General features: G+C 69.6%; 14 protein-coding genes and 3 pseudogenes. 9 read left to right on the top strand and 8 right to left on the bottom strand.

The features are described from left to right. The first annotated feature begins 301 nt into the window (after positions 1 to 301). Positions 302 to 457 carry a hypothetical protein gene (locus HS99_RS45265; protein WP_157846645.1) on the top strand — a complete coding sequence of 52 codons (156 nt, stop codon included), beginning with the start codon at positions 302 to 304 and terminating at the stop codon, positions 455 to 457. Between the two features lie 425 nt (positions 458 to 882). Beyond that, on the top strand, positions 883 to 1,449 hold the full coding sequence (locus tag HS99_RS26755; RefSeq protein ID WP_050366127.1) for an RICIN domain-containing protein: 567 nt from the start codon (positions 883 to 885) through the stop codon (positions 1,447 to 1,449). Between the two features lie 641 nt (positions 1,450 to 2,090). On the opposite strand, the gene HS99_RS44225 is transcribed toward HS99_RS26755, so the two are convergent. The 4 genes from HS99_RS44225 to HS99_RS45260 all read right to left on the bottom strand — a co-directional run bounded on the left by HS99_RS44225 (position 2,091) and on the right by HS99_RS45260 (position 7,219). Continuing rightward, on the bottom strand, positions 2,091 to 2,696 hold the full coding sequence (locus HS99_RS44225; RefSeq protein ID WP_141763816.1) for a hypothetical protein: 606 nt from the start codon (positions 2,694 to 2,696) through the stop codon (positions 2,091 to 2,093). Between the two features lie 459 nt (positions 2,697 to 3,155). Continuing rightward, on the bottom strand, positions 3,156 to 5,345 hold the full coding sequence (locus HS99_RS26745) for a beta strand repeat-containing protein (RefSeq protein ID WP_063737931.1): 2,190 nt from the start codon (positions 5,343 to 5,345) through the stop codon (positions 3,156 to 3,158). A 158-nt stretch (positions 5,346 to 5,503) separates the two neighbouring features. Then, positions 5,504 to 6,298, bottom strand: a complete 795-nt coding sequence (locus tag HS99_RS26740) for an IPT/TIG domain-containing protein (protein ID WP_030554660.1) — start codon at positions 6,296 to 6,298, stop codon at positions 5,504 to 5,506. A gap of 249 nt (positions 6,299 to 6,547) precedes the next feature. Beyond that, the gene (locus HS99_RS45260; RefSeq protein ID WP_157846646.1) at positions 6,548 to 7,219 is read right to left on the bottom strand and encodes a hypothetical protein; all 672 of its coding nucleotides are present in this window, start codon (positions 7,217 to 7,219) and stop codon (positions 6,548 to 6,550) included. A 603-nt stretch (positions 7,220 to 7,822) separates the two neighbouring features. Here HS99_RS45260 and HS99_RS44215 point away from each other — a divergent pair. Next, a complete protein-coding gene (locus HS99_RS44215; protein WP_141763814.1) occupies positions 7,823 to 8,065 on the top strand; it encodes a hypothetical protein in 243 nt (80 codons plus the stop codon). 470 nt (positions 8,066 to 8,535) lie between these two features. Here HS99_RS44215 and HS99_RS47905 read toward each other — a convergent pair whose 3' ends face one another. After that, positions 8,536 to 9,942 (bottom strand): DUF11 domain-containing protein, encoded by a 1,407-nt coding sequence (locus tag HS99_RS47905; protein WP_141763813.1) that lies wholly within the window; start codon positions 9,940 to 9,942, stop codon positions 8,536 to 8,538. Between the two features lie 860 nt (positions 9,943 to 10,802). Further along, a complete protein-coding gene (locus tag HS99_RS45930; protein WP_157846647.1) occupies positions 10,803 to 10,946 on the bottom strand; it encodes a hypothetical protein in 144 nt (47 codons plus the stop codon). Between the two features lie 719 nt (positions 10,947 to 11,665). Here HS99_RS45930 and HS99_RS26725 point away from each other — a divergent pair. The 6 genes and pseudogenes from HS99_RS26725 to HS99_RS26700 all read left to right on the top strand — a co-directional run bounded on the left by HS99_RS26725 (position 11,666) and on the right by HS99_RS26700 (position 15,894). Continuing rightward, complete coding sequence (locus HS99_RS26725) at positions 11,666 to 11,971, top strand: hypothetical protein (RefSeq protein ID WP_050366224.1); 306 nt, start codon at positions 11,666 to 11,668, stop codon at positions 11,969 to 11,971. 305 nt (positions 11,972 to 12,276) lie between these two features. Further along, complete coding sequence (locus HS99_RS26720) at positions 12,277 to 13,068, top strand: IPT/TIG domain-containing protein (RefSeq protein ID WP_050366225.1); 792 nt, start codon at positions 12,277 to 12,279, stop codon at positions 13,066 to 13,068. Positions 13,069 to 13,586: 518 nt separating this feature from the next. Beyond that, positions 13,587 to 14,285: pseudogene (locus tag HS99_RS48510) on the top strand (YVTN family beta-propeller repeat protein); the annotation flags it as partial. A 202-nt stretch (positions 14,286 to 14,487) separates the two neighbouring features. Continuing rightward, a complete protein-coding gene (locus HS99_RS26710) occupies positions 14,488 to 14,835 on the top strand; it encodes an IPT/TIG domain-containing protein (RefSeq protein WP_030554675.1) in 348 nt (115 codons plus the stop codon). Positions 14,836 to 15,000: 165 nt separating this feature from the next. Then, positions 15,001 to 15,567, top strand: coding sequence for an MFS transporter (locus HS99_RS26705; RefSeq protein WP_232543288.1), 567 nt, complete (start codon positions 15,001 to 15,003; stop codon positions 15,565 to 15,567). 33 nt (positions 15,568 to 15,600) lie between these two features. Next, positions 15,601 to 15,894 carry a DUF1330 domain-containing protein gene (locus HS99_RS26700; RefSeq protein ID WP_030554679.1) on the top strand — a complete coding sequence of 98 codons (294 nt, stop codon included), beginning with the start codon at positions 15,601 to 15,603 and terminating at the stop codon, positions 15,892 to 15,894. A gap of 127 nt (positions 15,895 to 16,021) precedes the next feature. Here the strand turns inward: HS99_RS26700 and HS99_RS48505 are convergent. Further along, positions 16,022 to 16,155 (bottom strand): annotated as a pseudogene (locus tag HS99_RS48505) (IS5/IS1182 family transposase); the annotation flags it as partial. Between the two features lie 47 nt (positions 16,156 to 16,202). Then, positions 16,203 to 17,437: pseudogene (locus HS99_RS26695) on the bottom strand (IS701 family transposase). Positions 17,438 to 17,479: the final 42 nt, after the last annotated feature.

The following is a 17,479-nucleotide window of genomic DNA, read 5'->3' as shown; positions in this document are numbered from 1 at the left end:
CCAGTACCTCGGGGACGAGCTCGGCAACGGAGACCCGCACGGGAGCGGCCGGCGAACGGCACCGAGCACGGCCGCCCGGGTCAGGCCGCCAGCTTCACACTTCGGGGTCTACTACGCTGGCGGGCGATTGAAGGGGCCCGGCCGCGCTACAACTGCCGCACCTTGCCCGCCGATGCCTTCGGGCGCGCAGGGCCGGGAACGGCCCTCGGGCGCCCGGCACGGCACAGCACGGAGCCCGGCCACCGTCCAGCCGTCCGTGGCCCTCGCCCACGCCTCCCGGTTGGGCGACGAGGCTGGGTGCGTGAGCATTATGAGCGAGGACCCGGTGAGCGCTGATCGGGTGTACGCGGCCTTGGTGGCGTTGAGGAGGGAACGGATTCTCGACCCGGAGCTGTGGCCGGACGGCCCTCAGCAGGGCGACCTGCGCAGGCTGCTGGGTGCCCTGCTGGCCTCTTGATCTCCGGCTTCTGGGCGGTCTCCGGGACGGGCAGGCCTTGTCCCGTCTCGCTGCGCGCTGTCGCCCGAATCCGGGCTGGGTGGGGCGTACGGGAGCATGCCATCGGCCTATGCCTCGGTCTTTGCGCGGGCCGCGCGTGGGCTGGGCGCGGGCTGGGCGCGTCGCAACCTGGTGCACTTCGCGAGCCGCGTTCCACGCTCTCGTGCGTGCAGGAACGATCGCGGACCCTGATGTCGGACGCCTCTCCTGCGGCCGTGCTCTCCCGTGTCATCGGACACCGGGGGCGCGGGCCGTGGATCGGTGGCGGGAGGGAGACACGGGGCCTCCGTTCCGCCACGCCGGTCAGCACCTCGACAGCGTCCTTCGCATGCACATGAGATGCGCCGCCCAGTCCGGACGGGCGGCCTCGGCCAAGGGAGATCTCCATGAAGGCAACCCGACGCGTCCGTGCCATCGGCCTGTGCGCCCTGGCGGTCAGCGCGACGATGCTGGCCGCCGGCTCCACGCCGGCAGCGGCGAGCGTCGCCCCGTTGTTCAGGGCGAAGCTGATGGCCAACCACAGCGGCAAGTGCCTGGACGTCCCGTTCGCGAGCCAGGCCGACGGGCAGCCCGTCCAGCAGTGGCACTGCTACGACGCGCCTGACAACCAGACGTGGAACTTCGTCGCCGCCTACAACAGCGACCTCGGGGCCGGATTCCTCGCGGACAACTACTACACCGTCCGCGCCCAGCACAGCGGCAAGTGCCTGGAGGTCCAGGGCGGGTCCACCGCCGACGGGGCGTCGGTCGTCCAGCAGACCTGCGACACCAGCTACCAGACAACCCAGCAGCAATGGAAGCTCGTCCAGCGGCCCGATGGCTACTTCAGCCTGGTCGCCCGCCACAGCGGCAAGTGCCTGACGGTCCCGCAGGGGATCCTCGGCGACGGGATCTACGTGGTCCAGCAGGGCTGCTCCAACGACCTGCCCTACCAGGAATGGAAGCTCGTCTGAGTCCGCCCGTCATGACCGGACGCCGCGCGTGGGCCCAGCCGTCCCGGACATAGCCCCCACCGGCGACGGGCCGTCGCGCGTGGGACCGATCCAGAATCGGGGCCCACACCGGCTGGCGCTTTTCTGCGGACGGACTACGTGGTGTTCGGACCGTACTGCTTCTGAGTGTCCGTCAGCTGACTGATGAGCTGTTGAAGGGTGAGGGGCATGGCCGAGTCCTTCTCCGTAGTCCGCGGTTTCCAGCACTGTCGCCCCAGCCCGTGCTCTGCGCAACCGGGGGCTCCGTCCTGGGCGGCTCCCCCATGCCCCCGGCGGCCTGGAACGCCTCGTATGTCATCGGCCTCAGCATTCTGACCGAGTCGCTGGGGCTGCTCTGCTTCGGCTTGGTGCGCTGGTGGGGAGAGGTCGTCCCGGAATGGATTCCCAGGCTGGGGGGCCGGCGCATCCCGCCTCTCGCCGTCATCGTGCCGGCCGCGCTCGGTGCGCTGACTCTCACAGCCCTGACGGTGCAGTGCTGCTGACCGCCTTCCACCTGGATGGTCTGGACGGCTTCCCGTACCGACCGGGCTGGGACAAGCCGGCGATGACGGTCAGCGGTCTGTTCGCCCTATGGGGCCCCTGCTGCTGCAGACATACGGCTACTACCGGCGCCGCCGCCGGCCGCGACCCCGATGGCCGGCCGGATCCTGATCGTCGACAGGAGGAGATGCTCCTTCCCGACGCGGGTTGCCCGGCTGAAGGCGTGGCGCATCTCCTCCGCTCCCGCTGCGGCCCAGCACGTCGTCAATGGCCAGGGCTGTCCTCACCCTTGAGAGGCAACGCTGACGTCGCTGATTGGTATGCCTGTGCCATGGCCTGGAAGGCCCGCTTCGGTGCGAGGCTACCGTCGGACATGACCTTGCATACTCCGTAGGGGCCATGTCGAAGTCAAGGCGCTGGTCCTCGTGGTGCGAATACCCATAGCCGGCGAAGGTGAACCAGAACGCCGTGTCCACGCCTTCCTCATGGAATACGTCCACCTGCTGCCGGAGGTAGCGGGCTTGTTCGTCCTCATCACTGACGTAGTCGCTGTCGAGGCGGTGCGGGTCCGCGTCGTGGTCGACGATGGCCCAGCCCGTGCCGCCGCGTGCGGCGGCACCCTGGTAGGTGCAGCAACCGAATTCGGTCGCAGCCAGGGGCTTGCCGTGCCGGAAATACTCACGCAGACACTGACGGAAAGCGTCACTGGCATCGCCGTAGGCGTCCACACCGACGATGTCGAAGGGCGGCGCGCCCGCCGCACCGGAATCCGCCGCCCCCCTCGCCGACGCACCACCGCACGGAACCTCGCCGCAAAGCGCTCCCGGGACGGCCGGGAGGATTTGCGGCGACCGCCGGTTCACCAGCTGGTGGGCGGCTGCTCTTCCAGTACTTCGAGGACCTCGACCGAGAGGGCCATCACGATGTACGCGCCGTTGACGTCCATGCTCGTCCACCAGGTGCTCCGGTCCACCCGCCGTCCGGCGAGGCCCCTGGAACATCACCTCCTCTTCCCCCCAGTCAGAAGACCCGCCGGCGCCGTGGATGCACCGCCCCGACATCGACTTCACCCCGGGCGACCGCCGTGCCCGTCACCGGAGGACCCGCAGCTGATCGTCTCGTCCCGTCCACCGCTCATCAATGTTTACGACGCCTCCTTTGATGTGGACGCTGGCGTTCGGGATGCGCTACGGCTGGTACTGGAAGGTGGCGCCGTTGCTGGTGCCGCCCGGGGAGTGGACGGTGACGGTGACCGGGCCGACGGTACCGGGCGGTGAGGTGGTGACGACCATGGTGTCGGAGACCGCGGCGAAGGACGCCGGGGCGGTGCCGAAGAACACGGCGTCGGTGTAGGTGAGGTTGCTTCCCCTGATCAGGACGTCGTCCCCGCCGGACACCGAACCCTGGGCGGGGCTGAGGGAGGTGATGACCGGTGGTGCGACATAGGTGTAGTAGGCGTTGCCCAGCCCGACGGTGCTGGTGCCGCCTGGTGTGGTGGCCGTGACCAGGACGGTCCCTGTGCCGACGGGCGCGGTGACTGTGATCTGACTGTCGGAGATCACGGTGATGTTGGTGGCCGCGGCGGCGCCGAAATGCACGGCGCTGGTGAGGGCCAGGCCGGAGCCGAAGATGGTGACGGTGTTCCCGCCGCCGCTCGGTCCCATGGTCGGAATCAGGCCGGTGATGGCGGGGGCCGCGACGTAGAAGTACGGCAGCGGATTGCTGGTGCCCGCCGAGGTGGTGACCGTGACGTTGACCGACTGCGCCGCTCCCGCGGGGGCGGTGACGGTGATCTGGGTGGCGGTGTTGGCAGTGATCGTCGCGGCATGGGTGCCGAACAGCACCGAGGTCGCACCCGACAGGTTGGTGCCGGAGATGGTGACGGTGTTCCCGCCGCTGGTCGGCCCCTGGTTCGGGGTCAGGCTGGTGATCACCGGCAGGACGGTGTAGGTGAAGGCCGCACTGTTGCTGGTGCCCGCCGGTGTGGTGACCGTGACCTGGACCGTTCCGGAGCCTGCGGGAGCTGTGGCCTGGATCTGCCCGTCGCTGAGCACCGTGAATGTCGCCGAGGCGGTTCCGAAGTGCACCGATGACGCGCCGGTGAACCCGGAGCCGCTGATGATCACCGAGGTGCCGGCGGTGCCGGAGGTCGGGGTCAGGCTGGTGATCACCGGCAGGACGGTGTAGGTGAAGGCCGCACTGTTGCTGGTGCCCGCCGGTGTGGTGACCGTGACCTGGACCGTTCCGGAGCCTGCGGGAGCTGTGGCCTGGATCTGCCCGTCGCTGAGCACCGTGAATGTCGCCGAGGCGGTTCCGAAGTGCACCGATGACGCGCCGGTGAACCCGGAGCCGCTGATGATCACCGAGGTGCCGGCGGTGCCGGAGGTCGGGGTCAGGCTGGTGATCACCGGCAGGACGGTGTAGGTGAAGGCCGCACTGTTGCTGGTGCCCGCCGGTGTGGTGACCGTGACCTGGACCGTTCCGGAGCCTGCGGGAGCTGTGGCCTGGATCTGCCCGTCGCTGAGCACCGTGAATGTCGCCGAGGCGGTTCCGAAGTGCACCGATGACGCGCCGGTGAACCCGGAGCCGCTGATGATCACCGAGGTGCCGGCGGTGCCGGAGGTCGGGGTCAGGCTGGTGATCACCGGCAGGACGGTGTAGGTGAAGGCCGCACTGTTGCTGGTGCCCGCCGGTGTGGTGACCGTGACCTGGACCGTTCCGGAGCCTGCGGGAGCTGTGGCCTGGATCTGCCCGTCGCTGAGCACCGTGAATGTCGCCGAGGCGGTTCCGAAGTGCACCGATGACGCGCCGGTGAACCCGGAGCCGCTGATGATCACCGAGGTGCCGGCGGTGCCGGAGGTCGGGGTCAGGCTGGTGATCACCGGCAGGACGGTGTAGGTGAAGGCCGCACTGTTGCTGGTGCCCGCCGGTGTGGTGACCGTGACCTGGACCGTTCCGGAGCCTGCGGGAGCTGTGGCCTGGATCTGCCCGTCGCTGAGCACCGTGAATGTCGCCGAGGCGGTTCCGAAGTGCACCGATGACGCGCCGGTGAACCCGGAGCCGCTGATGATCACCGAGGTGCCGGCGGTGCCGGAGGTCGGGGTCAGGCTGGTGATCACCGGCACGGTGCCGTAGGTATAGGTGACGCCGTTGCTCGTGCCGCCGAGTGGCGTGGTGACGGTGACGGCGGCCGAACCGGTGCCTGCGGGGGCGGTGGTGGTGATCTGGCTGTCGCTGACCAGCGTGAATGACGACACCGGCACGGTTCCGAACTTCACCAAGGTCGCGCCGGTGAAGCCGCTGCCTGTGATCGTGACGGCCGTGCCCCCCGTGGGCGGCCCGTGGTTGGGGTTGATGCTGCTGATGACCGGAGCCATCGGGTGCTCCTTTGCGTGGCTGGTGGGGTGCCCTGGCCGCTGTGGGCGGCCAGGGCGCATGGGGTCCGTGGTCGCGGCCCGTCGGGTCCGAGTCGACGGGCCGCGGGTAGGGGGCGACTGTGCTGCCCGCTGTTCGGTGCCCGTGCCTCGCCTGGGGCTTAGACGACGGTGAAGTGGTCGGCGGCGACGGCCGCGCTGGTGCCGCCGGGGTTGGTGACCTGGATGTCGTAGGTGCCCGCGGCGAGGGTGGGCACGTCGAGGGTCAGGCTGCCCACACCGATGAGGCTGACGTTGTCGGCCGGGGTGGACGCGCCACCGCCGACCGGGGTGAACGTCACGGAGCTGACGTCGACGAAGCAGGTGCCGGTGACGATGACGCCGGTGGTGCCCGCTGGCCCCGTGTTGGGCGTCACGCTGGTGACCGTCGGCAGTGCGTAGTAGATGAACTGACCCGCCGCGCCGATCGGGGAGCTGGTGCCGCCGCTGCTGCTGACGATCACGTCGGCCGCGTCGGTGCAAGCAGTGAAGGCGCCGTGGGCCGGAGGGGTGACGCTCAGGTGGCTGTCCGACAGGACGGTGGGGACGGCGGTGCCGATCGCGTCGAAGGCGACCGAGGTCGCGGTCGCGAAACCGGTGCCGAAGACGTCGATGGCGCCGGGCGCGGCGGGGCCGGTGCTGGGGTTCAGCGACGTGACCGTCGGGGCGGCGACGTAGAAGAAGGCGCTGCTGTTGCTGTTGACCCCGGAGACGGTCGCGGTGACGTTGGCCTGGCCGCTGCACCCCGACGGGATGGCGAAGGTGACGGAGGTGTTGCTGGCCGTGGTGGGCGTGACCGTCTTGGTGCCGATGTTCACCTTGGTGGTGCTCAGGCTCCCCAGACCGGTGCCGGTGATGGTCATCGTCTGGCCGGAGTGGCCCGAGGTGGGCGAGATGGAGGTGATGACGGGTGCCATGACTGATCTCCTGTGCTGTTGCGGATGACACTGCTGCCCAGTGCGCCGGAGCCGGCGAATCGACGGTCCGTCGCACAGGGCACGATCGGGTTCCGGCAGTCACGGGGCAGGGCTCGCAGTGCTGCCGGAAGTCGCTGGCCCAGAGGGGGCGGGCACGGGAATGTGGTGCGGGCGGCGTGGTTCCACCGCGCCGTCGACCTGACTGCCGCCCGGGTGGGTGGGTGTGTCCCGGGGCGCCGCCGTCGGGCTTCAGCAGGGCGCGGTCAGGGGCGGGGTTGCGGCGCAGTTGTCCGGGGTGTTGCCGGAGGCGTTGGTGCCCACCAGCGCGACGGAGCCGGCGTTCTGGTAGATGCCGCCGCCGTCGACCGTGGCGGTGTTGCCGGTGACGCTGCTGGTGGTCATCGTCAGCGCGGTGTCGGTGTAGATGCCGCCGCCGAACGAGGCACGGCTGTTGCTGACACCCCCGCCGATCAGGACGACCGACCCGCCGAGGTTGGCGATGCCGCCGCCCACCCCGAAACCGGCGTCACCGTTGCTGATGGCGACCGCGGTCAAGGCGAGCTGGCCGTTGTCGGCGGGCAGATGCGAGGGCCCGTCCACCTCGATGATGCGAAACGCGGCCGCACCGGGCGCGCGGGTGATCTGGGTGGCCAGCCCGGTCATGGTGACCGGCGTGGTGATGTTCGGCAGCCCCGCCGGTCCGCCGGCCCCACCCGAACTGTGGGCGCTGGTGAGGGAATACGTGCAAAAGGGTGCCAGGATCAGGGCACCGCCCCCGGCGGCGTTGGCCGCGTTGACGGCGCTGACCAACGCGGTTTCGCTGCACGGCACGATCACCGTGTACGCCGCACGGGCGGTCTGCGCGTGTGCCGCCGGGGCGGTGAGGATGAGCGCGCCAACAGCGCCGGTCCCGAACAGCACTCGAAGTATGTTGATGGCTCGCAAGAACGCCTCCCCGGACGCCTGAGCCACCCTCGTCAGCCCGTGCGCTGGGACAGCGCGTCGGCCGACAGTCTCCTCCGATGGGGGCCCTCGCGGGCCTGTGACAGGCACACACCACCACATACCGATGGGCTGCCTTCCCCAACGGAGGGATGGGCAGCCCCCTGATCGGACACCACAAGTGAGTCATCCAAGCAACCGTTGAAACAAGGTATATGACTGTCAATCACCCACTTGGCGCAACGCGCGCCGCCGGGCTGGGAGGGACGTGAGATGCCCGGCAGCGTTCAGCGCACGATGCAGCCCCATCCCTCCAGGCCGACGGGAACGACCGTACTGGGGCTGCCGGATGTCGACCGTGGCCGGGCATCGGTACCGCGCCTGCGCAGCGGCCGGTGCCCGCGATCGTCGAGCCAGGCGAGCCTGCGTTCACAGTTGACGGTGATCTTTCTCGTAGAAGTTGACCGCCGAGCTGCGGACAGGGGAGATGTACGCCAGCGCCTCAGGTCTGCCGCCGTGAGTTCCTCACCTTCGCCCGCGAGGCCGACATCCACTTCTGGCAGGCACTCGACCACGGACGGCTTGCTTGAGTCCAACCACTATTTCCGCCTGCGCCACCGCGTCGACCACTTCAACGGCTACCTCAAGAGCCACGAGGCCATCGAACGCAGCCGCACTCGCCGCATCTGCGGCGTCGCCGCCCAGTCCCTCTCCACTTCTTCCAGATCGCCCAAGTTGCCCGCCGACCCTGCAGCCGCAACACGCTCCGCAACCCCGCGACTGGACCCCAAGGGCTACCTGCCCACCATCACGCCGGGCAACTGATCCACCCCTACCCCGAAACTTTGCTTGACCAGGGAGACCGCATCGTGCCCTCTGTGACCACACAGAGGGCCCGAAAGCGTCCCGCAACGCAATCAGGCAGGCCAACCCGACATGGCGTCGGATCGACCGGCCTCATTGGGTCGGTTGACCCGCTGTCGATCCGGCTCATCGCCGAACTCCTCGGCCTGCCCGAGGACTTGAAGGACCGCTTCCGCACCCGCGTCGACCGGGTCTTCGACACCACCCTCACCCACGAGCAGTCTGCGGCCAACGCCGCGCAGTTCTACGCCGTGGCTGCAGGCCCTGGCCGGACTGCCGGCACCCGCGAAGCAGCCCGCGGCGAAGAAGGCGGCGCCCGCGAAGAAGACTGCGGAGACCTCCCCGTATCGCGCCGACCGGCGCGATACGGTGGGCAGCTTCCTACGGGGCCGTCGTGCGGACGGCCCCGCCGTGGCTCCGGGTCGGTCGGTCTACCAGTGCTCGTGGCGCTCGCAGCGCTCGTGGTGCTCGTGGCGCTTGATCCTGGTGGGGTCGGAGGCGATGTGGCTGACGGTGTCGCCGCCGCCGATGGCGGTGACGGTGTTCGTCACCTGGTCGCGGGCGCTGCAGGAGACGTCGACCTCCAGGGTGATGGGCGGGTAGCTGCTTCCGGCGGCAAGGACGTCGCTGCGGGTGCAGGTGAGGTTGTTCAGGGTGCAGTTCCATCCCGTGCCGCTGATGCTGTCGGCTCTGAGCCCGTCGGGGAGGGTGTCGTACACGGTGACCGTGGTGCCGTCGGTCGGGGCGGCTCCGGCGGCGTTGCCGACGGTGATGGTGTAGGTGCCGTCCCGCCCCTGGGTGAAGTGCCTGGTGTGGGTCTTGGCGATGGTCAAGGACGGGACCGTGTAGGAGATGGTCACCTGGCCGTTGTGGTTCGCTGTCCCGATCGTCGACGGCGCGTAGGACGTGGGGAGACCCGTGGGGGTGGCGAAGCTGCTGCCCCCACCACCTCCACCCCCGCCCGCCGAGGTGCCGTTGCTGTTGACGGTGGCGCTGCCGCCGCCCCCGCCGGCGAAGTATCCGCCCCCACCGCCCCCACCGGCACCGGTAGTGGAGGTGCAGCCGCCGTCGAAGGTGCCGCCGGTACCGCCGGTGCCGACCGCGGCACCGGTGAACCCGCCTCCCGGCCCGCCATGCGTGGCCGCACAGAATGCAGCGGTGCCGGCGGCCCCGCCGGCGCCACCGGTGCTGGTGGTGGTGCTGCCACCACCCCCGCCCTGCCCCGGTGAAGCCCCAGGGCCGGTGGCACTTCCCGCGGTACCGCCGGTGCCATCCGCTGTTCCGCCGTTGCCCCCGTTCCCTCCCGCAGAGCCGGCTCCGGTGCCGCCGGCGGCACCGCCGCCCCCGGCGACCACCAGCAAGGAGCCGCCCGCGCTGACGCTGGAAGCTCCGCCCCCACCCGGACCTTCGAAATGGGCACCACTGCCCGCGCCGCCCCCACCCGGGGCGCCGCCGTTGAACCCCCCGGCACCCCCCGTCCCGGTGCCGTTGCAGCCTTTGCCGCCGGTACCGCCGACATCGATGGTGAACGTCGTAGGGGCGACGGTTTGCGGCAGGGTGGTCACCACCTGCGCCCCCGTCCCGCCCGTCCCCGTGACGGTACAGGCGGTGCCGGTGTTGTCGGCGCCACCGGCGCCGTCCGCGGTGATCGTCACCACCGCCCCCGCCGGGACCGTCAAGGTCTGCGAAGCGCCGGTGAAGGTGAAGGTCTGCGACGGATCAGCCCGCTGCACCCGCACCGGCACGGCCCCCACCGGCGCGGCGGCCACCGGTGGAGCCGTGGCCGCCAGCAGCGCCATGCCGGACAGCAGCGCGCTCCCCATCGATACCGCCCCCACCCCGCGCTCCCCATGTCGTCCACCCGAGCCGACCGGGTCGGACGCGACGGCGGTACGGACCGGGGTCGTCCCACCGGCCGGGGCCCTGTTGAACACGGCCACGGGCCGGTGACGGCTGACCTGGTACCACGGCAGATCGTCTTGTCCGCGAGTACGAGCGCTCATCCGCGGGTTCACCTCTCCTCACAGCGAAGCGCCCTGCGCCCCTCACGCTACAAGGCGCGGGCACGACAGGGCGCCTGACAAAAAAATCAGGACAAAACATCATTAAATGCCCTGATCCGATCACTTCGAGGTAGCGAGTCGATGGGATGCCACGTGTGTCGCAGCGGGCCGTGCGGCTACGAGAAGCCGGCATCGGCGTCGCCCAGGCCGTAGAGGGCGGCGACCCGGCCAACGAGCGAGGAGATCGTCTCTCCGGCGAACAGAGAAACACGGAAGATCCCGGGCCCGGCCGTCTGCACCTTCCGTCGCACTTCTTGGACGCATTCGGTCGTCGACCCGGTAGGCACGCCCTGATCAAATCGAGGTGTTCTACCCATGATGAGCCGCGACGCCTCGCTCGTCCTGGAATAGCTGCGGTTGGCTACGGTGGTCGAGTGGCTACGGCGCCCCCCCGGTTCCGTAGTCCGCGCGGGCGCGCAATCCAGGCCTGGGGATGCGCGCCCGCCGTCAACAACAGCACCGCCGGCCGGCGACCACGACCCCGGCAGACCCGAACGCGACTGCCCCGGTGCTCTCGGCCCGCCTGCCATACCGAAATCTGCCGCCCGCCTCGCCGGCGGCTACAGCGCCGCATCGAACACCCCTCGCCGCGGAGTGCTCCCCGGATGCCGGGGGGCCTTGCGGCGGCCGCCGGTTCACCAGCTGGTGGGCGGCTGTTCCTCGAGTACTTCGAGGACCTCGACCGAGGTGGACATCACGATGTACGCACCGTTGATGTCCGTGCTGGTCCACCAGGTGCCCCGGTCCACCCGCCGTCCGGCGAGGCCCCATTGGACCATCACCTCCTCTTCCCCCAGTCGGAAGACCCGCCGGCGCCGTGGATGCACCGCTCCGACATCGACTTTCTCCAGGAAGCGCACCCGCGCCAGCGTCCACCAGTTCCGTTCCGCAACCGTCATGCCCGGTACAACGACCGGCACAGGCGATCAGTACACAAGCACCCAGTCCCCAGCTCACCCGGGACGGCCTCCGGCGTGGGGCCCGTGCGCCCCGAAGACTCGCGTGCGCTCCGCTGAATGGGTGGCGAACGGTCAAAGCTCTTGTTCGTACGCAGCCCTGATGGCTTACTTGTGGTATCCGACCAGGTGGGCTGCCCATCCCTCCGCTGGGGAACGCAGCTGGCATCTGCCTGCGCATACTGGCGCGGGTTCGCGAGGGCACCCACCGGAGGAAGCCGTCGGCCGACGCGCTCTCGCGGCGCATCGGCTGATGAGGGTGGCTCATACGTCCAAGGGGGGCGTTGTGCGAGCCATCAACATATTTCGATTACCAGCCGGGTCCGGCGCGGTCGGCAGGCTCTTGCTCACCGCTGCGGCAGCACCCGCAGATGCCGTGGGTTCGGCGCAAGTGGGGGTCGTGCCGTGCAGCGAGACGGCATTGGTCAATGCCGTCGACGAAGCCAACGCCGCGGGGGCGGTGACCTGATCCTTGCGCCGTTTTGCACCTACATCCAGTGGACAGGCCCTAGGAATTCCCGCTTGCCCACGGGCCGCTCACCTTGGGCACGGTCACGGTCAGCAACGGTGACGCCGCCCTCGGCGTGGGCGGCGGCATCGCCAACCTCGGCGGGTCGGTGACCATCACCGCGGGCGCCGTCCGGGGCAGCCACGCTTCGTACGGCGGCGGCATCTACACCGATACCGCGCTGACGATGACCGCCAGCAGCGTCACCGGTAACACCGCCAGCGTCAACGGCGGCGTCATCTACCGGAACGCGGGTTCCATCACGCTGCTCGCCAGCATCGTGGCCGGCAACGCCCCGAACAACTGCGCCGCCACCACCCCTTTGACCGCCCCATGCTGAAAACCCAGGGCATTCAACTTTCCTGCCGGAACCGGTTCCTGGCGCAGTGAGCGAACGCGCCCGTGCCTGCTCCGACCGCGCCGCAACCACGAAGTTGAGCGAGGTTGACGGCGCCCCGTGAGGTGGCGTCTCGTCGCTTCACACAAGACCACCCGCCCAGGCGCCCTGAGGCGACGGCCTTCACATGTCCTCCCGCCCCACTGCGCCCACCGGGGCTGCCCATGCGGCTGCTTGGCCGCGTCATCCATCCGCCTGCTCCTGCTCACTCCCGGCAGGGCGGCAGGCACGTTCGAAGGAGAAAGATCATGGCAACCATCACTTCGCTGGTGGACACGACGACCACCACCAACCAGGGCAAGGCCGGGGACACCGTCCAGATCAACGGCACCTCTCTGTCCACCACGACGAGGGTAAACTTCGGTGCGGCGACGGTCACTCCGACGACTGTCACCGCCACCCAGGTCACCTTCGTGGTGCCCAGCTCGGCGCCGTGCTCCGGCCAGGTCTCGGTCAGTGTCACCAGCAGCAGCGGCACCACCAGCAACGCGCTGCCGTTCTTCGTCATCGCCACACCGACGACCACGGGGACGAACGTCACCTGCCTGCCGGCCGCCACCGGCGGTGCGGTCACGCTGTTCGGCACCAACTTCCTCACCGGCACGCACGTCGCGGTGGGCACCGTCGGTACCGTGGCGGTCGCCCCCACCCAGTCGAGCCAGGTCACCTTCACCGCGCCGGCCAACCCGGGCCAGGTCACCACGGTCTCGACCCAGCCGGTGACCATCACCACCGCCGGCGGCACCAGCACCTCGGGCAGCACCCAGATCGACTACTACCTCGCGCCGACCATCACCTCGGTGCTGCCCGCATCGGGCACTGCGGGGGACCAAATCACCGTCAACGGCACCGGTTTCGTCAACGTCGACACCGTCACCTTCACCGACAGCGCCGCCGCCACCGCCACCGCGGTTTTCACCCCCATCAGTGACACCCAGCTCGTCGCCACCGTGCCCGGCGGACTCGCCACCGGGGCCGGAAGTATCACGGTCCACACCTGCGGCGGCAACTCCAACGCCGAGCCCTTCACGATCGTCTGACCGTCAGGGAAGGCCGGGCACGGACCGCACGGCTACCGAGTCGCCGCCCGCCCGCCCGCCCGAACGCGGCGCGTGGCGGGCGGCGACGCCCCGGTGCCTGGGCCGACACCCACCGGCCAGGGCACACCGTCTCCCAGGCATCAGGAGAAGGAAAAGGCCTCATGGCCCCCGTCCTGACCAGCCTCACCCCCTCCCACGGCTCTGATCTCGGCGGCGAGGCGGTCGTGCTGTGCGGCGGCAACCTCACCTACACCGACGCGGTGACCTGCGGCGTCCTGGCCTCGTTCGCGGCGATCTCCGACACCAGGTCGTCGCGACCAGGGGGCAGAAAGTTCGGGGGGAGAGAGAGTCATGGTTCCGGTAGTGATCAGCGTCAGCAACACCATCCAACGCGCTCCAGCGGGAGGCACTTCGATCCCCGTCCGCTGCACCGATTTCACCAATGCCTCGGCCACCCGTACGGGCGGCGCCCCGGAGCCGGGGGGTTGTCATGGAGGCGAATGAGCCGCTGTTGACGGATGAGAATACCGGTGGGGCACGCCCCCATCGTGGCGGCGATCACCCCGGACGGTCGGCACGTCTACGTGACCAACTTCGGGAGCAGCAGCGTCAGCGTGATCGATACGACCACCCGGAGTGTCATCGCCACGATCGGTGTGACCAGCGGGCCGTGGGGCGTCACGGTCGCCCCGGACGGGCTGCGCGCCTATGTGGCCGGTTTCGGGTCCGACACGGTAGCGGTCATCGACACCACCACCAACCGGGTCGCCGCCAGCGTCCCAGGGCTGGACAAGCCCCTCGGTCTTACGGTGTCACCCGACGGCTCCCGGCTCTATGTGGCCAGCCAGGGCGGGAACCGGGTAGATGTGATCAGCACGGCCACCAACACGCTCATCACCTCGGTACCGGTGGGCACCGGTCCGCGCAATGTGGCGGTCACACCCGACGGGACGCAGCTCTACGTCACCGAGGAAGGCGCGAACGCGGTCACGGTCATCAACACCGCCACCCTCACCGTCATCGCGACTCTCCCCGGGTTCCTCTTCCCTCGAGCAGTGACGCCCTCACCCGACGGACAACGCGTCTACGTGACGGAGTACGGCGGCAACAGACTGGACGTCATCGACACCGCCACGCACACCGTCGTGCACACGGTCACGGGGCTGTCCATTCCCTTCGGCGTGGCGGTCAGCCACGACGGGCTGCTCGCGTACGTGGCGTGCAACGGCGACGACAGCGTCTCCACCATCGACCTCGTCAGGAACGAGATCATTGATACGGCGCCGGGCTTCCATGCGCCGTCCTGGCTGGTGGTCACCCCGGACGACCTCGACGTCTACGTGGTCAACAACGGCAACGAGACGGTGCGCGTGCTGCCCACGCCGCCCGGTGCGTACCCGGACGTCGGGTGGGACGGCGGTGAACATCATCGGGGAAGGGCTGGGCGACACCACCGCCGTCCGCTTCGGATGCCAGCCGGCCGCCTCCTTCACGGTCCTCAACGACCAGGAGGTCCTGGCCGTCTCGCCGAACCTCGTCACCGACGTCGAGATCGACGCCACCCCCGGGCAGCTCACCACCCGGACCGTAGGCCGCTTCTACTACCTCCCGGACTCGGTGCTGGCCGGGATCAGCCCGACCTCGGGTCCGCTGAGCGGGGGCGGCACCCTGACCGTGACCGGCCGGGGCCTGATCACCACACATCGGTGCGCTTTGGCACCGTCGCTGTCACCCCATCGTCCGTCCTGGACGACAAGGTCACCGTGACGGTGCCGCCCACGCACACAGCCGGCCCCGTGCCGGTCACCGTCGTCACGCGGAGCAACTCCTACGGTCACTCCACCTTCACCTACGTGGGGCCGCCCGGCATCACCTCCGTGACCCCCGGCGGTCGCCGGAGCGAACCTCGCCATGTTCGTCGGCGGGAGCGGCATGTACCTTCTGCTCACCCTCATCACCCGGTACGCACAGACGCCGCACGACGCCGGCTACGGCTTCGGGCTGACGATCTTCGTCGCCGGGCTGGTCCTCATCCCGTTCTCGGTCCTGGGGTTCGTTGCCGGCAAGCTCACGCCGCGGGTCCGGACGCGGATCGCCGACCCCCTGCTCCTGGCCGCCAGCGCCATCGTGGTCGGCGGCGGGTTCGCCCTGTTCGCGGCGGCCCGGTCTGAGCTGGCCGAACTCTTCGCGGCGATGGGCGTGCTCGGCTTCGGCGTCGGCGGCTTCTCGTCCGCGATGCCCGGCGTCATCAGGACCGTCACCCCCATGAGCGAGACGTCGAGCGCCATGAGCTTCAACTACGTCGTCCGCAGCGTCGGGTACTGTCTGGGCAGCGCCATCGGCGGCCTGATCCTCGCCGCGGGCACCGGCCCCGGCCACCTCTTCCCCGACGACAGCGCCTACACCACCGCGGCGCTGGTCGGCGTCGGCGCCATGGCGATCACGACGCTGACAAGCCTCCCCCTCGCCCGCCGACGCTCGTCCGAGACCCACCCGTAAGTCAGATGTACTCATCCCAACACTGGAGGTTCCATGCCCAAGGGCTACTGGGTCAGCGTCTACCGCACCATTTCAGACCCTGAGAAGCTGGCTGCCTACAACAAGCTGGCCGGTCCGGCCGTCCGGGCTGGGGGCGGGCGGCTCCTCGCCCGTGACGGTCGGGTCGTCGCACACGACGCCGGAATCGCCGAGCGCACCATCCTGATCGAGTTCGACAGCTTCGAGCAGGCCGTCGCGGCACGCGAGAGTGCGGCCTACCAGGAGGCGCTGGCCGCGCTCTCCGACGGCGTCGAGCGCGACTTCCGCATCGTCGAAGGCATCGACTGACCGAGGTCCAGTCGGATCTTCACTGGAGATCCACCATCTTGGTTTCCGCTGGTGCGGCTGCTGGCGTGGCGGGACTCGTGGGGGCTCGTGCTGGTCGCGGGCGGCTCTCTTCGGTCTTGATGGTTTGTCAGCGGTCGAGTTCGAGGTTCGTCAGGACGAGCAGGGCGCGGAGCAGGTTGGTGGCGCGGGCGGGGCCCGTGCGGAGTTTGGCGAGGACGCGCCAGTCTTCAGGTGCGCGAAGCCGTACTCGACAGGGGCTCGGCAGCGTGAGGAACTAATACTCCAGCTGTAGATCTTGATCACGGTTGTTACGCGGCCTGGCGCCGGTAGTGGCTGGTGCGGGCACGGGCCTGATGTCGTCGGCGCCATTCCGACCAGCGCAGTCGGTGCACCAGGTCGAGGACAGGCTGGGCGACGAACGCTGCAAAGAGCCGCTGGATCTCGCTGCATGTCAGCGGGACGAGGTCCGATGGTGTCGTCGCGCCAGCTCGTTCGATGGCGGCCGTGACCGCGAGGAAGGCGTGCGCGAGCATGGCCATGGTGGTCCAGCGGTGCCAGGAGGTCCACCGGCGAACCTGGTGCTCGTCCAGCCCCGCCAGGCCCTTGGCAGCCTGGAAGGCCTCCTCCACGGTCCAGCGGCGCCCAGCCACCTCGACCAGCATGGTCAGCGCGACCGGGCGGGGCGAATAGCCGCGGTAGAAGGCCAGCTCACCGGTGCGTCGGTTGCGTCGGATGAGCAACCATCGATGGCCTGTGCTGCTGGGCTGGCTGTCGATGTCGACCTGGGCCCAGTCGTACATGCGGTGGCCCTTGGCGCCAGCTCCCGCTGACAGACGCTGCCAGGCCCTCTTCGGCAGGCCGTGGGCCAGCACGCCAGCCCGGAAGACGCCCGCCCGGGTGGCGATCGCCCGCTTGCGCGAGACGGCCAGGACGTAACCGATCTGACGCCTCTCCAGCTCGGCACTCAGATGCGGGTCGCCGCCGTAGACCTCGTCGCCGGTGACCCACGCGGCCGGGACGCCGGCGTCCAGGACATGGCCGATCATCTCGGTGGCCAGGGCGGGCTTGGTCGCGAACCCACCTCCTCGGGGATGCCCGCCGCCCGGCACCGGCTGGGGTCTTCCGTCCAGGAGCGTGGGATGTAGAGGCGGCGGTCGATGGCGGCGCGCCCGGCCGCAGCAGCGTAAACGAGGTAGACGGCGACCTGGGAGTTCTCGATCCGCCCCGCGGTGCCCGTGTACTGACGCTGCACCCCTACCGTGCAGGTCCCCTTCTTCAGGTCGCCTGTCTCGTCCACCACCAGCACGGCGCCCTGGTCGCCGAGGTGCTCGACGACGAAGTCCCATATGTCGTCGCGGACCTGGTCGGCGTCCCAGGAAGCCCGGCTGAGCAGGTGCTGCATGCCGGCCGGACTCGCATCACCGGCATGCTCGGCGATCGTCCAGCAGTTCTTCCTCGGCAGCTCCGCGAGCAGGCCCAGTACGAAGGCCCGTGCCCGGCGACGCGGCTCTACCCGGGAGAACCGACCCGCGACCTGGGCCATCAGGTCCTCGAATACCGACTGCCAGCGGGCAAGGTCGACGTT

It is taken from the genome of Kitasatospora aureofaciens, assembly GCF_001188955.3.
GTDB lineage: Bacteria > Actinomycetota > Actinomycetes > Streptomycetales > Streptomycetaceae > Kitasatospora > Kitasatospora aureofaciens.
The sequence above is the reverse complement of the archived record's forward strand: the minus strand, read 5'-3'. Positions and strand labels throughout refer to the sequence as shown.